General features: G+C 37.0%; 15 protein-coding genes. 6 read left to right on the top strand and 9 right to left on the bottom strand.

Going from position 1 to position 14,336, the window contains the following annotated elements; all coding sequences use genetic code 11:
• Positions 1–91 precede the first annotated feature (91 nt).
• A complete protein-coding gene (locus tag AQ616_RS01970) occupies positions 92–1,330 on the top strand; it encodes a M20 family metallo-hydrolase (RefSeq protein ID WP_069684900.1) in 1,239 nt (412 codons plus the stop codon).
• A gap of 57 nt (positions 1,331–1,387) precedes the next feature.
• Here AQ616_RS01970 and AQ616_RS01965 read toward each other — a convergent pair whose 3' ends face one another.
• Both AQ616_RS01965 and AQ616_RS01960 read right to left on the bottom strand, forming a co-directional pair.
• The gene (locus AQ616_RS01965) at positions 1,388–1,738 is read right to left on the bottom strand and encodes a DUF4260 domain-containing protein (protein ID WP_069684899.1); all 351 of its coding nucleotides are present in this window, start codon (positions 1,736–1,738) and stop codon (positions 1,388–1,390) included.
• Positions 1,735–2,163 (bottom strand): MerR family transcriptional regulator, encoded by a 429-nt coding sequence (locus AQ616_RS01960; protein WP_069684898.1) that lies wholly within the window; start codon positions 2,161–2,163, stop codon positions 1,735–1,737. The genes AQ616_RS01965 and AQ616_RS01960 overlap by 4 nt, the downstream gene beginning before the upstream one ends.
• 213 nt (positions 2,164–2,376) lie before the next feature.
• Between AQ616_RS01960 and AQ616_RS01955 the strand changes: the two genes are divergently transcribed.
• Complete coding sequence (locus AQ616_RS01955) at positions 2,377–2,775, top strand: VOC family protein (RefSeq protein ID WP_069684897.1); 399 nt, start codon at positions 2,377–2,379, stop codon at positions 2,773–2,775.
• 187 nt (positions 2,776–2,962) lie between these two features.
• On the opposite strand, the gene AQ616_RS01950 is transcribed toward AQ616_RS01955, so the two are convergent.
• From AQ616_RS01950 to AQ616_RS01940, 3 genes are all read right to left on the bottom strand, one after another.
• Positions 2,963–3,850: an SDR family oxidoreductase gene (locus tag AQ616_RS01950; RefSeq protein ID WP_069684896.1), complete on the bottom strand. Its 888-nt coding sequence runs from the start codon at positions 3,848–3,850 to the stop codon at positions 2,963–2,965.
• Between the two features lie 115 nt (positions 3,851–3,965).
• Positions 3,966–4,934 carry an L-lactate dehydrogenase gene (locus AQ616_RS01945; RefSeq protein ID WP_069684895.1) on the bottom strand — a complete coding sequence of 323 codons (969 nt, stop codon included), beginning with the start codon at positions 4,932–4,934 and terminating at the stop codon, positions 3,966–3,968.
• Positions 4,935–5,321: 387 nt separating this feature from the next.
• On the bottom strand, positions 5,322–6,344 hold the full coding sequence (locus AQ616_RS01940) for an ion channel (protein WP_069684894.1): 1,023 nt from the start codon (positions 6,342–6,344) through the stop codon (positions 5,322–5,324).
• A 389-nt stretch (positions 6,345–6,733) separates the two neighbouring features.
• Here AQ616_RS01940 and AQ616_RS01935 point away from each other — a divergent pair, with 389 nt between their 5' ends.
• Positions 6,734–7,042, top strand: a complete 309-nt coding sequence (locus AQ616_RS01935) for a PadR family transcriptional regulator (protein ID WP_017798520.1) — start codon at positions 6,734–6,736, stop codon at positions 7,040–7,042.
• A 23-nt stretch (positions 7,043–7,065) separates the two neighbouring features.
• A complete protein-coding gene (locus AQ616_RS01930; protein ID WP_069684893.1) occupies positions 7,066–8,268 on the top strand; it encodes a chromate transporter in 1,203 nt (400 codons plus the stop codon).
• Between the two features lie 324 nt (positions 8,269–8,592).
• On the opposite strand, the gene panC is transcribed toward AQ616_RS01930, so the two are convergent.
• Together panC and panB are read right to left on the bottom strand one after the other, a co-directional pair.
• Positions 8,593–9,444, bottom strand: coding sequence for a pantoate--beta-alanine ligase (panC, locus tag AQ616_RS01925; protein ID WP_017798518.1), 852 nt, complete (start codon positions 9,442–9,444; stop codon positions 8,593–8,595).
• A complete protein-coding gene (panB, locus tag AQ616_RS01920; protein ID WP_017798517.1) occupies positions 9,441–10,253 on the bottom strand; it encodes a 3-methyl-2-oxobutanoate hydroxymethyltransferase in 813 nt (270 codons plus the stop codon). The genes panC and panB overlap by 4 nt, the downstream gene beginning before the upstream one ends.
• A gap of 92 nt (positions 10,254–10,345) precedes the next feature.
• Here panB and AQ616_RS01915 point away from each other — a divergent pair, with 92 nt between their 5' ends.
• Positions 10,346–11,203, top strand: a complete 858-nt coding sequence (locus tag AQ616_RS01915; protein ID WP_017798516.1) for an oxidoreductase — start codon at positions 10,346–10,348, stop codon at positions 11,201–11,203.
• A gap of 787 nt (positions 11,204–11,990) precedes the next feature.
• Here the strand turns inward: AQ616_RS01915 and AQ616_RS01910 are convergent.
• Together AQ616_RS01910 and AQ616_RS01905 are read right to left on the bottom strand one after the other, a co-directional pair.
• On the bottom strand, positions 11,991–12,506 hold the full coding sequence (locus AQ616_RS01910; protein WP_069684892.1) for a tubby C-terminal domain-like protein: 516 nt from the start codon (positions 12,504–12,506) through the stop codon (positions 11,991–11,993).
• A 129-nt stretch (positions 12,507–12,635) separates the two neighbouring features.
• Entirely contained in the window at positions 12,636–13,085 is a 450-nt protein-coding gene (locus AQ616_RS01905) for an Lrp/AsnC family transcriptional regulator (protein WP_069684891.1), read from the bottom strand.
• Between the two features lie 262 nt (positions 13,086–13,347).
• Here AQ616_RS01905 and AQ616_RS01900 point away from each other — a divergent pair, with 262 nt between their 5' ends.
• Complete coding sequence (locus AQ616_RS01900) at positions 13,348–14,328, top strand: tripartite tricarboxylate transporter substrate binding protein (RefSeq protein ID WP_069684890.1); 981 nt, start codon at positions 13,348–13,350, stop codon at positions 14,326–14,328.
• The last annotated feature ends 8 nt before the right edge of the window (positions 14,329–14,336 follow it).

The following is a 14,336-nucleotide window of genomic DNA, read 5'->3' as shown; positions in this document are numbered from 1 at the left end:
ATTTGTTAAATAATTGATACTTTTCTGTTTCCCTATATAATAGAACAATATATTCAATTAAATACATGAACATCATAGAGGAGAGGTTACGTTGATAAACTGGCTAGAAGAAAAGTTATGTGCATTAAATGTAACATCATCAATGAATCAATCTGAAGGATTCACGCGATTAGGCTATTCCGATGAAGAAAAGCAAGCACACACGCAGTTTATAAACATTGCGAATGAACTCGGACTGCATACTTTCGAAGACGAAGCTGGGAATCAGTGGGCGGTGTGGAAAGTAGAAGAGAATGCTCCAACGATCGGACTCGGTTCCCATTTAGATACAGTATATAGCGGTGGAGGCTATGATGGAGTCGCTGGTGTGCTGTGTGCATTGGCAGCGGTGAAGACATTAAAAGATAAGCAAATTACTCCGAAAAAGAATATTGCAGTTATATGTTTTGCGTCCGAGGAATCGGCGCGCTTTAGTGTTTCTACCCTTGGCAGTAAAGCAGTTTCAGGAGAGTTAAACAAGGAAGCGATTAAAACAATTTCTGATCAGGACGGCACGACCATTAAGCAGGCAATGGAACAAGTAGGCTTGAACTGGGAGAAGGTGCAACAAGCAGAGCGGGCGGAATCAGACCTAGAACAGTTCTTAGAATTACATATTGAACAAGGAAAAATACTCGAAGAACAGGGATTCGATATCGGTATTGTCCATGGTATTGCCCGTCCAATTCGTCTGTCAGTTCGTTGCGAGGGAATGGCAAATCACACAGGGACGACACCGATGAATAATCGGCAGGATGCACTAGTTGCGATTGCTCCACTTATCAATTTTGTTGAGCAAGAAGCTTTGAAAATGAATGAACGAGTAGGAGCAAGTATTGTAGCAACAGCCAGTGTGGCAACTGTGAAGCCAAATGCGATGAATATGATTCCTGGAGAAGTAGAGTTAGGAATTGATATTCGTAGTACGGACAATAACTTGAAACAAGAACTATATGCTTCTATTTATACGTTTTGTGAAAGCGTAGAGAAAGATAGGAACGTCAAAGTAATGATTACAATGCTTGTAAATGATGCATCTGTTGAGTTAGATAAAGAAATGCAAGGTAAGCTATTTGCAGTTAGTAAGTCATTAGGCTATAAAACAATCTCGATGGATAGCGGTGCCGGTCATGATGTGATGAATATGGCAATGAAATGGCCGAGCGGATTAATTTTTATTCCTTCTCATAAAGGAATAAGCCATCACCCAGATGAATTTACTGAAATAAAGGACTTGGCTAATGGGACAAAGGTAATAGCTGCTTATTTGGAATCAGAAGTGGTTGGATAAAGTAAAAGATAGATGAAGCAGAAAAATTGCTCATCTATCTTTTTTTGTGCAGAAATCTTAAATCTCTTGAATATGTGTCCGCTTAAATTCATCGGGGTATTTCAACCCGTAGCCAAAACATCGATCCATAAAGATATGAGAAATCCAGATAATTGATAGTAAAAGTAATAAATCTAATGCGAAGAAGGTAGAACAAAAAATGAGTACTAACGGAAGTATAAAGCTGTGTCCAATGTTATAAATGGTCGCACCTACTTTATTGTTCACCACATAACCAATCATAGTTATGTCAGGAACGAGTAAAAATACTAAAAACATCCAAGTTGGAAAATCGAGCATGGTATAAATATAAAATGAAAACACAAAGGCAATTCCATATTCAATATGAACAATCTGTTTATTCGTCATCTTATCCTCCTTGGTTTAGTGTCTTCGAAAAACCCTAACATCAATTCCTCGATGACTTCTTTATTTTTTATGTATTTATCTTCGGCAATTAGACCTTTAATTTTATTCACTACTTGTAATGCTTTTTGATAAAACTGAATTTTCTCCTCAAGATTTATTATCTTTTGATCTAATAACGATACGGTGGAAACATTACATTCTGTTGATATAGGTTGGTTTCTTAACAGAAGTAATTGTTGAATCTCTTTTATGGTAAAACCTAATTGCTTTAATACAATAATAAATTGAAGTTGTTTCTCGCATTCTTCATCATAAACTCTATAACCATTTTCTCGTCTTTTTGGTGTTAAGATGTTTTCTTTTTCGTAATAACGGATTGTATCAGCTTGAATTTGATATTTCGCAGCAAAGTTTTTGATTTGCACAGTAGCAGGCCCCCTTTATTAACATAACATTGGAGCAAACTCCAAGGTCAATAGTGAGAATATAAACTATTCTATCAACTTTTATTACCATTATAATAGAAAATGTGGTGAAAAAGGATACCACAGACCAGATAGTAGCAATCTGAAAGAAATTAATTCATCTTTTTTGTAGTAAAATATAGTCTATCATAATCGATAAAGGAGAATTGATTCATGATTACCCAAGCAGCCCAAGTTTCTATCTTAGTGAACAACATTGAAGAAGCAAAGCACTTTTATACTAAAAAGTTAGGATTCATTGTTCGAGATGAAATAGAATTATCGCCAAGATGGAAGTATCTGACCGTTTCACCGGATTCTGCAAATGAAACGAGGCTAGAATTAGTTAAAGCCGAGACACCAGAGCAAGAAGAGTTGGTTGGTAAACAATCCGCAAACCAAGTATTCATTATGTTTTTAAGTGATGATATAGAGAAGGATTATCGTGAAATGAAAGCACGGGGTGTGATATTTCATGGGGAACCACAACCAGTTCCTGGTGGAAAGGACGTAGGTTTCGAAGATTTATATGGTAATGCCTTTGACCTATTTCAACCAGATACAAATAAATGAGGGAAACAGAAAACCTGTATAACAAAAACGATTTCTTCTCTGAAATGTTATTAAAATTGGTAACTTGTTATCCGTTAGCATTATAAATAACAATTTTACATGATAATCTAAAATATCATAATAAAGTACACCACTGTAAAAAGTGATGTACCTCATCAATTTGATGGCGATATTAGTCATCAAATATTTAGTTCGCACGCATTCCGCCAGTAGCACTAAATACGTGTCCAGTAGCATAGCTTGCATGCTCAGAAGCAATGTACACATAGAGACCGCCAAGTTCTGCTGGTTGTCCTGCACGTCCTAATGGAGCTGCCGGTGTTTCTTTACCGAACTTCGGAATATTCTCTTGCGGTTGACCACCGGATATTTGCAGAGCAGACCAATAAGGACCAGGTGCGACGGAATTAACACGGATTCCTTTGGAACTTAATTGTTTGGCTAAGCCTTTGGTGAATCCAATAATGGCACTTTTCGTTGGCGCGTAATCCATTAGCATTGGTGATGGATCATAGCCTTCCACAGAGGAAGTGGTGATAATCGAGCTTCCTGCCGGCAGATGCGGAATCGCTTCTTGAACCATCCAATACATGGAAAATACATTCGTTTGGAATGTGGATACTAATTGTTCTGTTGAAAGATTCGTGATGTCTTCCACAGCTTGCTGTTCTCCAGCAACCATCACTAACGTGTCCAAGCCGTCTAATTCTTTAATGGCGCTGTGTATTAAAGAACGAGTGAAATCTTCATCACGTAAGTCTCCTGGTAATAATACCGCTTTTTGTCCTGCGTCTTCAATCAATTTTTTCAATTCTTGCGCATCTGGTTCCTCTACAGGTAAATAGTTAATCGCGACATCTGCACCCTCGCGAGCATAGGCGATAGCGGCAGCTCTTCCAATACCAGAGTCACCGCCTGTAATTAATGCTTTTCTCCCCTTTAGTTGTCCCGATCCTTTATAAGTTTTTTCCCCGCAATCAGGAATAGGTGTCATTTCTCTTTGAATACCTGGCTGTTCTTGAAATTGTTTTGGGAAATCTTCATTTGTATATTTCGTTATTGGATTTTGTGGCATATTAATTACATCCTTTCTTGAATTTGTACGTATAAGTTATTTTCCCGTGTATAACGGAAAATTAAACATCTATTTCAAAAAAGGTCCATCCAACTAACACATTACTATTTATATTTCATACATGTATCGCTTGAATTGCTGGCTCGTAAATGCCTTTAAGTGTCTGAACGCTATGCGTAAATTTTCTCTGTTCTTCTTCATTCATTGGAACTTCAATTACTTCACAAACGCCATTCCGATTAATAATCGTTGGAACACCGATACATACATTGTCTACACTATATTCACCTTGAAGGAAGGTGCTGGTAGTTAAAATGCTATGTTCATCTTTTAATATTGCTTCTGTTACACGGACGAGACTCATCGCAATGCCATAGAAGGTTGCTCCTTTTTTCTGAATGATGCGATATGCAGCATCTCGAACATTAATGAAGATATCATCTAAGTCTTCCTTTTTATAGGTTTCACTTCGATTTAGATACGTAAGTAGTGGTACCGTTCCAATAGTCGCCGTGCTCCATAACGGGAGTTCCGTGTCTCCGTGCTCACCAATGATGTAGGCATGAATATTTTTCGGTGATAGATGGAAGTATTCTCCTAATTCATAGCGTAGCCTCGCTGTGTCGAGTGTAGTCCCGCTTCCAATTACACGATGAGGCGGTAGACCACTGAATGTTATGACTGCTTGCGTCAAGACATCGACAGGATTTGTAGCGATTAAAAAGATGCCATTGAATCCACTATTCATCACGTCAGCCACAATTTCTTTAAAGATTATCATGTTTTTTTCTACAAGGTCTAAGCGAGTTTCCCCGGGCTTTTGATTAGCCCCAGCACAAATACACACGATATCTGCATCTTTACAATCTTCGTATTCTCCTAACCATACATTAGTCAATGAAGGAGCAAAGGCTTTACCATGATTTAAATCCATTACATCACCTAATGCTTTATCCGCATCTAAATCAATAATTGCTAACTCTTCTGTCACACCTTGATTCATCAATGCAAATGCATAACTAATACCAACCGATCCACCGCCAATGAGTACCACACGATTCACTGCTTGTTGACTTGTTTTCATCTACATCACACCCTTATCGTTTAGAATATGAAATATCTTCCATCTATATTGTGAAACATTTCACAATTATTGTCAATATAAATTCTGAAATTTAGAAAACATTTTGAAGTTCAATACATAGGAAGGGGGCTGCTTATTTTTTATACTAGTACAGTTATTCGAAAGAACCTATTAGAAAAAGTGTTTATTGACGTGATCTATTAACACAGAGCTCTTACTAAAAAGGCAAAATAGTTAATAGAGCGGCTCAAAAACCAAAACGAAGCTTAGGAAACCGGAAAAAAGTGGTAAATAGAGCACCCCAGCCTACACAAGCCTCGCAAATCCAACTCCGGTCCCCGTTAACAAATAATCGCTTCAAATATGTAGAAACCACTTCTCATTATATTAAGAAATAATTTTTTCATAAGCACTTTCATCACAGATAATAAACAACTTGGCATCATTTGGGATAGGCGCGGATAATTGTTTAATAATCGATAAATCATTTCCATTTGATATCAGCATGGCACCTTGAGCTGCTAAATCGGAACGAGCATCATCATAGGTCTGCCAGGTGTCTTTTTTACTGATGGAGAACAAGTCATACGCTGTATTGCTGGTTAGTTGTCTAATAATTTCACTTGAGCCATTGTATAAAATGGAACGTGCTGCTAAATGGGCTGCTGTATCATTTGCAGTGATAAATTCCTCAACAGAGACATGTTGAAATGCTTTAATATGTCTTGATTCTAAAACTTCGCATATTGTATAAATATTTTTTTCGTATTCTTTTCCGATACTTTCTAATGTCGTGGCAATTAACAGCGTTTGACCATCTGCTTGGGATGTTGCGACACTATCTTCTGAAGCAAAAACCATTACCGATTTACTTTTTAGTAAGTTTGCTTGGAACAATACATCGGTATTTGCTGGGTTCCCATGAACGAACTCTACTTGTTCATGTAAAATCGGTATTTTGCTAACTGCTTCATCAATGATGACGATAGATATATCTTCAAAGGTTTTTAGTAATTCGTCTAGCGTAATACTAGCCTTTTTTGTCCAATTTATTAAGATAATATGATCTTCTGTTGTGATATTCAATTTGCCTGCCTCCTTTAATCGTTTCCGAACACTTAGAAAATCAATTGCTTTACCAATAAAAATAGTCATGATTCCAATTCCAATAATATATAAAAACATTGCGAATATTTTACCGGGACCAGTGGTTGGCGACACATCACCATATCCTACGGTTGTCACTGTTGTCATTGTCCACCAAAGCCCCTCAAAAGGATCTGCAAATGTATCAGGTTCTAAAAAATAGATAAAGTAACTACTTGCCAGAACCAACGTGAATGTCGAAAGTAAAAGAAACCAATTATTTAATCGGATGACTTTTACAAACAAATGCCTGAAAAAGATCATCGTATTCCCCCTTATCTACACATAACATTTTACCTATTAAAATAGTAACACAAAGTCAAACTTCATTCTGTAGTGAATTTTATTCCCCCTCCACACACGGAATGGTAGTACTCAAGTGCATTATCTACAATGCCCTTGAAAAGTAGCTTAGCATCACGGCCATAAGATAGGATAGAAAAAGCAGATAAGCTCTCATTACAATTTGGATTTATATATATTATAATTTAAACTAATTCCTATTCATTTTTACGCTTATAACTTATGTATACAACCTCTTTTGTTAAGTTTTTGTAAACTAGCTTTTTTGTGAAAAGTATATATGTTACGATCATTATTGAGTTTCGATAACGAATTCCGATATCGAAACTGACACTATTGGAGGTATAATTTTGGAGGATAGAGTATTACGAAAGCTGTTTCTAGGGTTTATACACATTCATATTCTGCACCATGCGAATGAACACCCGGTTTTTGGGTTATGGATGTTAGAAGAATTAAGAGAGCATGGATATAGTATAAGTGCGGGAACGCTTTATCCAATTCTACATTCGATGGAAAAAGACGGACTACTTTTAAAAGAGGATCGGAACGTCGAAGGAAAGATTAGAAAATATTACACAGCAACAGACAAGGGAGTAGTAATTTTACAAGAGGCAAGAGAAAAAGCATATGAACTCTTTAAAGAAATCAAAGACTAACTTCACAAAGGAGTATATGGTATATGAGTTATAAACAAAATGAAAAATCTTCATTAAAAGCGTTATTGGAAATACTATTTATTTCAACTCGATTAGGACTAACTTCTTTTGGAGGGCCAATTGCGCACCTCGGTTATTTTCACGATGAGTATGTAAGAAGAAGAAAATGGATGGATGAAAAAAGTTACGCGGACCTTGTTGCGTTAGCACAGTTTTTACCAGGTCCAGCTAGTAGTCAGGTGGGAATCGGAATAGGTGTGATGCGCGCAGGTACCCTGGGTGGAATAGTCTCTTTTATCGGATTCACGATACCATCTGTTGTTGCACTCGTTATCTTTGCTTTATTGATGCAAAGCTTTAATGTGGGAGAAATGGGCTGGATACATGGGTTAAAATTAGTTGCGGTTGCTATTGTAGCGCATGCAATAATTGGAATGGCAACTAAATTAACACCTGATTTACAACGAAAAACGATTGCCTTAGTTGCCCTGGTCGTTACGCTTTTATGGCAAACAGTCTACTCACAAGTCGTTGTAATTTTGATTGCAGCAATGATTGGTTATGTTATATACAAAAATTATAGCAATGATGTACAAGCATCACATACACACGTAAAAATATTAACGAAAAAGTTTGGTTTTATTTGCTTGTCATTGTTTTTTGGTTTGTTATTACTTTTCCCAATCCTAAGGGAAATAACGACCTCCCATTGGGTTGCTATGTTTGATAGCTTTTATCGCTCAGGTTCGCTTGTTTTTGGTGGTGGACATGTTGTTCTTCCACTGTTGGAAAGAGAGTTTGTACCTACAGGTTGGGTAAGTGAAGAAGCTTTCTTAGCGGGATACGGTGCTGCACAGGCTGTACCTGGACCATTATTTACATTTGCTGCTTATCTAGGAGCAGTTATGAATGGATGGATCGGTGGTTTGGTTGCTACCATAGCTATATTCTTACCGGCATTTTTATTAATATTAGGTACCTTACCGTTTTGGAATAGTTTGAGAAACAACCACAAGATAAAAGGAGCGTTAATGGGAGTAAATGCTGCCGTAGTAGGTATATTGATTGCAGCTTTCTATCAGCCAATATGGACAAGTGCAGTTCTATCTCCTATTGACTTTGCTTTTGCTGCGATATTATTCAGTATGCTTGTATATTGGAAACTTCCACCGTGGGTGATAGTTCTAACAGGGGCTATTGGTGGAACATTGATTTCATATATTTAAGGTATGAATGAAAAAAAAAAGGTTGGACAAAAGTATTTACTCAAATGATAAATCCGAATGAATTGATGATGAGAACCCGCTTCAGAATTATACTCTGCTTATCCAACGGCGGCTGGTGAGCCTTCGGATGCTTCGCATTCCGAGGTCTCACCTATGCCTCAATCCCACAGGATAAGGAAGACCTCGACAGCATTACATCGCACGCAGAAAATCGATTTTTGATTTTCAAGGAGTCTCCGTATATAACTATCATCTGTCTTATGCCCAATATCTAGTTATGCCACTATACAATTTACCAGCCGGATAGAAACTGCAATGCTCTCTCTACTTTTCCTCCACAATAATATTATCAATCAATCTTGCTTTGGAAAATTTCATCGCTAACGATATAAAAATCCTACCAGTAATCTGAGTTTGTTTCACGAGCTCGGGATAGCTATAGACCGCGATCTCTTCAATAGTCCCTGATGTATGTTTGGTTAAATGGGTGTGAATTTCATCGATAATGATATCGCTATTTCGTTCACCCGCATCATATAATTCTTTAGCTTTTAATAGACTTTGATATAAATGAACAGCTTCTTGTCGCTCATTCTCTGTTAAGTAGATGTTGCGAGAGCTTTTTGCTAAGCCATCTGATTCACGTATGGTATCCATGCCTTTAATAGTAATCGGTTGATTAAATTCTTCGACCATCTTTTCGACAATTGCCAGTTGCTGTGCGTCCTTTTTTCCGAAATAGGCGATATCAGGACGAATAATATTAAATAACTTATTGACGACGGTTACCACACCGTCAAAATGACCCGGACGCTTGGCTCCTTCTAGTACTTTCGCCATTCGATGGACGTTTATCGAAAGTTCGAGAGGCTTTGGATACATCTCTTCCACGCTTGGGTAGAAGGCATAATCGGCACCTAAAGCATCTAACTGTGCTTGGTCATCTTCCATGGTTCTTGGATAAGCATCGAAATCTTCATTAGGCCCAAATTGCAGTGGGTTTACAAAGATGCTGACTACAGTATAATCATTGTCCGCGATCGATTGCTTAATCATTTGTAAATGTCCGTCATGCAATGCCCCCATGGTTGGTACAAACCCAATCTGTTTATTATTTGTCTTCCATGTTTGACTAAGGTTTTGCATTTCTTTTATGGTCGTAATTCTTATTGTCATTCGTCTACCTCGTTCATAATTTGTTTCTTATATGTGTATTCTTCAGCAGGAAACGCTTGTCGCTTCACTTCGTCATGATAATTTTTTAATGCTTCTACTCCGGTAGAAAAGTCACCATAGCGCTTTACAAACTTTGGTTTATGCTCCACACCATAATTAAGCACGTCATGATACACAAGTACTTGTCCATCCGTTCCTACACCAGCACCAATCCCAATTACTGGAATCGTTAGTGTCTCGGTTATTACTTGGGCGAGGTCGCTCGGTATTGCTTCCAAGACAAGCATCATCGCACCACTTTTTTCAACAAGTTTAGCATCTTCAATTAGCTGTTTAGCGGCTTCCTTGGAGGTTGCTTGTAGTTGGTAGCCTGTGATACCGAAACTCTGCGGTGTCAGTCCAAGATGAGCAACGACAGGAATACCGATAGCATGGCATTTTTTAATAACAGGAGCGGCATGCGCACCTTCGATCTTTATAGCGTTTGCATTGGTATCTCGGTATAATTCGATCGCAAATGCCGTATCGGCGCTTTCATCAATACCGATTGTTCCAAAAGGCATATCGACGACAACATAAGTGTCCTTCGCGCCACGACGTACTGCACGCGCATGGTGCTTCATATCCTCGAGAGTTACATCGACAGTGCTTTCATAACCAAGTACTGTCATCCCTAACGAATCACCGACGAGAATCATATCTATTTCAGCAGCTTCCGCTTGCTTTGCGCTCGGATAATCATAGGCGGTCAACATGGAAATTTTTTCTCCATCATGCTTCATTCGCATGAAATCTTTCAAGGCTTTCATTTTTCGTCACCTACTATTTTTATTCTTGTACTTATTATAGAATTATCTGTATAGATTAACAATGCGTTTCGTAGATAAAAAGGAGCATAGCTATGAAAAATTTTGGAGTTATTGGACCAGGGGCAGTTGGTTCCGTAATCGCAGAAATTTTGTTGGAAAATGGCCAACGTGTACATTTATTAGGAAGAAATGCTGGTGAAGTACGTATCGAACGAGAAGGGCAGTTGTCTGAAGGAACATTGTCCGTAGAAGAACTGTCCAGCTTTCAAACAACTCTTGATTATATTTTTATCGCAGTAAAAGGAACACAGCTATCGAACGTGCTTCCAATTGTAGAAAAGCTTTCACATGAAAATACAGTAACGATTATTTGTCAAAATGGCTATGGGCAACTCGAACGAATAAATATGCCGCATACCTATCAAGCAGTAGTGTATATTAGCGGGCAAAAAAAAGATCAAACGATAACGCATTTTCGTGACCGGAAATTAATTTTACCGGAAAATAAAGACACAATCGCGTTACATCAATTTATTGGGGAAAGTGATCTTGTTATTCAAATTAGCCCTAATTATCTTAACGATATGTGGTTTAAGCTAATCGTCAATCTCGGGATTAATTCCGTCACTGCATTGAGTCGAAATACCGCACGTATTTTAACCAATGAAAAGGTCAGAAACCTGTGTGAATCATTGATTGAAGAAGGGATTAAGATTGCTAATGCGGAAGGGATCCATTTTGAGAATTCTACCATAAAAGACATTATGGATATTTATGATGGCTATCCGCCGAATATGGGTACGAGCATGTATTACGATGTGTTAAATGGTAACCCGATGGAAATTGATTATATTCAAGGATTTTTATATCGGAAAAGTCAGGAGCATGGCTTAAATACTCCGCATATAGATACGGTGTATAGCTTGTTGGTGGCGAGCGAGCTAGGATGAGAAAGAATCTAACACCTAGTTGGAATACCCGTGATACTTTAATTAGTGCATAAGGATTTCGTGGGTAATGGCTCGCTCCCTATTAGAGGAAAAGGGGTGTTGTATAAAGTACCAAGGGGATATGAATCATCACTACACTTGATCCCGATTATCACTTCGGTTCTTATTTCGTGCCAGCTACCGAGCGGTTTTTAGACGGCTTTCTCCCGTTTTAGTGAAGAGGAATATTTAATCTAAAAAAATAACGAACAATAATTCGGTGCTATTCCAGAATATTGTTCGTTTTTATTTCAATTGAATCAAGTTCATAATAAGCTGTTTTTTGTGAAACCCTCTAAACTATTGCTGTTTTGATTTTCATTATAGACGGACACTTTTAAGCAGGTACGGTTTTAGCTAACCTGAAATGAAGAACAATTTTTGGTATTAACTAGTCTATTAACTAAAAAATAGCGTTCAGCATGAAATATGGTTAAGAGAAGCGCTCTATTAACTAAAAAAGTAGAATTCTGCATGAAATATGCTTAAGAGACAAACTCTATTAACTAAAAAAAGTAGAATTCAGCATGAAATATGGTTAAGAGAAGCGTTCTATTAACTAAAAAAGTAGCGTTCAGCTCAAATTATGGTTAAGAAAATTTTTGTGTATCGCTTATGTTTATAGTATATAGGCGTGCTCGGTGTACAAATAATTCTTCGGTTTTCGCTCTTTTTTAAATTCTGTTATTCTGAGCAGGTGTCGCAGTCTTTCATTACAATCAATGGCAAGTTTTTACTATATAGATATCTAATTTTTATCATAGAAATAAGAGTGAAGAATTCCTGAAAAAAGGTATTTTTTCTCAAGGTAGGTAGTATTTAAATCAAATACTACTTCCCGATTTTTGACGTTAATCTTCCATTCACCAATCGGGATGTTATTGGTATAGAGTATAGCCGGTTTAAACGGCTTTTTCTTAATTACATAGTCTACATTTTTATATGTAAAAGTAACCACATCACCTATATCAATGAACTTTGTTTCCTTTACTAGGATGGTATTCCATTCACTCCTATCGTAGTAGTGTAGCTTTACTTTCTTTTTGCTAAAAAGAGAAGTAACTTCATCACTCACAACCACTAGATTATGATTGTTATCTGTTAATTCATAAGTAATTGAACTGACATTTTTAAAGATTATATCTTGAAACATTTTCAATATATTTCTATATTTACCTGTTATTTCACCATGTTTTATATTCCCTGTGTATATTTCAGTCTTTTTTCTCCTGTTAATATGTCGATCATATTTGTATATAGTCATGGTAAAAATCCTTACATTAATTTTGGTTTTTCTAACTATCGATAGCTGCTAAAATTCCTCTAGTACCATTATCAAAAAAGAAACAATTCTAACAGCTTAATTCTAGCCGTCAGCCTATTTTCAAACCCTTTACAACTTAAACCCAGTACGACTCTTAAAACGCTTTAATATTATTGAGCTCTCGACACGTGTAATGCCTTCAACTGAATACAATTCTTCATTAATAAAGACTTCTAATTTCTGAAAATCCTCAACTAATACATGTGTGTGTAAGGTGCTTGGTCCCGTCATTTGATAGATACTAGCCACTTGCGGATGATTGGCTAAATTTTGTGCTACCTCCTGCAATTGCATTGGTTCAACATCTATATCAAAAAATGCGGACACTTGTTTTCCATATTTCTCTGAGTTGATTACTACCGTAAATTTTTCAATGACACCTTTTTCTTTTAAGTTTTTAATGCGATCTTTTACCGCAACACGAGACAAGCCAACCTTTTCTGCTAGCTCTACATACGATAAGCGGCCATCTTCTGAAAGTTCTTCTAATAGCTTTTTATCAATGTTATCAAGTTTCATAGTTTTCGGCTCCTATAATTATATTTCAGGCTAAATTTAGTTTATCAGAATATGACAAGAAGAAAAACAACATGTTATCAATATTATAACTAACAACATAAAGTAAGTAAAATTTACTAAATGCATTAAATTAGTAAGTAAAATTTTATCAAAACTTTACAATTGTACAAAAAATATATTGACAGCCGTATAGTTGTTTATTATTATATTAACTAATTTACAAAAAGTATGAAATTACTGACAAATAAGAGGAGGAAATGTCATGAAACGTCGTTTATGTAGTGTTTTAGTTCTATTTTGTCTATTTTTATTAGCAGCATGCAGTCCCCCAAGTACGAGCAGCGGGGAACAGGCGGAGAATTATCCTTCTAAAGATATTCAGTTAATTGTACCCTGGGACGCTGGTGGAGATACTGATGCGATTAATCGAATTGTCGCAGAAGAGTTGGAAAAGGAATTAAATACAACGGTTGTCGTGAAGAATATAGCTGGTGGAAGTGGAGTCGTAGGAGCACAACAAGCGCTTCAAGCAAATAACGATGGGTATACACTACTTGCTGTTCATGATTCCGTAGCGATGTCCCAGCTAACCGGACAAGCAGACTTTGGTTACTTTGACTTTGAACCTGTATCTTTAATGACTTCTACATATCAACTCGTTGCTACGAATCCTTCAAATCCGTGGGACTCAATGGAAGAAGTGGTAGCTGATGCAAAAGAAAATCCTGGACAAATAACGTATGGAGCATCGATTGGATCTACCTCCCAGTTAGAACCTGCTTTAATCCAAACAGCGTCAGATATCGAATTTAATATAGTAGGTTACGACGGCACAGCGAACAGAATGAAAGCAGTTGTAGCAAATGACGTACAATTAGGAAGTGTGTCTATTGCTGCAGGTAAGGATTATATGAAAGATGACCGAATGAAATTATTAGGTTATACAGGAGAAGAGAGACATCCTGATTTACCAGATGTACCTACATTACAAGAACAAGGAATTGATGTCGTCAATGCAGCGAACCGTGGAATTGTTGTTCCAAAAGACACACCGGAAGAAATTGTCTCTAAACTAAATGAAGTATTAGAGAATGTGGCTAATAGCGACTCGTTTAAAGAGAGAATAGATGCAATTGGAACAGATGTGAACTTTAAAGGAACAGAGGAATACGTTGATTTCCTGCAAAACAATGAAAAAGACATGGAAGAATCACTAGAAAAAAGTGGCTTACTAGATAAGTAGGAGGTTTA

The organism is Oceanobacillus sp. E9, assembly GCF_001741975.1.
Taxonomy (GTDB): domain Bacteria; phylum Bacillota; class Bacilli; order Bacillales; family Amphibacillaceae; genus Oceanobacillus; species Oceanobacillus kimchii.
The sequence above is the reverse complement of the archived record's forward strand: the minus strand, read 5'-3'. Positions and strand labels throughout refer to the sequence as shown.

What these genes read in the sequence shown, in the direction of transcription:
- AQ616_RS01965 (WP_069684899.1), bottom strand. Translation starts at nt 1,738, where the DNA reads ATGACGAATAAACAGATTGTTCATATTGAATATGGAATTGCCTTTGTG.
- AQ616_RS01955 (WP_069684897.1), top strand. Translation starts at nt 2,377, where the DNA reads ATGATTACCCAAGCAGCCCAAGTTTCTATCTTAGTGAACAACATTGAA.
- AQ616_RS01950 (WP_069684896.1), bottom strand. Translation starts at nt 3,850, where the DNA reads ATGCCACAAAATCCAATAACGAAATATACAAATGAAGATTTCCCAAAA.
- AQ616_RS01945 (WP_069684895.1), bottom strand. Translation starts at nt 4,934, where the DNA reads ATGAAAACAAGTCAACAAGCAGTGAATCGTGTGGTACTCATTGGCGGT.
- AQ616_RS01940 (WP_069684894.1), bottom strand. Translation starts at nt 6,344, where the DNA reads ATGATCTTTTTCAGGCATTTGTTTGTAAAAGTCATCCGATTAAATAAT.
- AQ616_RS01930 (WP_069684893.1), top strand. Translation starts at nt 7,066, where the DNA reads ATGAGTTATAAACAAAATGAAAAATCTTCATTAAAAGCGTTATTGGAA.
- panC (WP_017798518.1), bottom strand. Translation starts at nt 9,444, where the DNA reads ATGACAATAAGAATTACGACCATAAAAGAAATGCAAAACCTTAGTCAA.
- panB (WP_017798517.1), bottom strand. Translation starts at nt 10,253, where the DNA reads ATGAAAGCCTTGAAAGATTTCATGCGAATGAAGCATGATGGAGAAAAA.
- AQ616_RS01915 (WP_017798516.1), top strand. Translation starts at nt 10,346, where the DNA reads ATGAAAAATTTTGGAGTTATTGGACCAGGGGCAGTTGGTTCCGTAATC.
- AQ616_RS01910 (WP_069684892.1), bottom strand. Translation starts at nt 12,506, where the DNA reads ATGACTATATACAAATATGATCGACATATTAACAGGAGAAAAAAGACT.
- AQ616_RS01905 (WP_069684891.1), bottom strand. Translation starts at nt 13,085, where the DNA reads ATGAAACTTGATAACATTGATAAAAAGCTATTAGAAGAACTTTCAGAA.
- AQ616_RS01900 (WP_069684890.1), top strand. Translation starts at nt 13,348, where the DNA reads ATGAAACGTCGTTTATGTAGTGTTTTAGTTCTATTTTGTCTATTTTTA.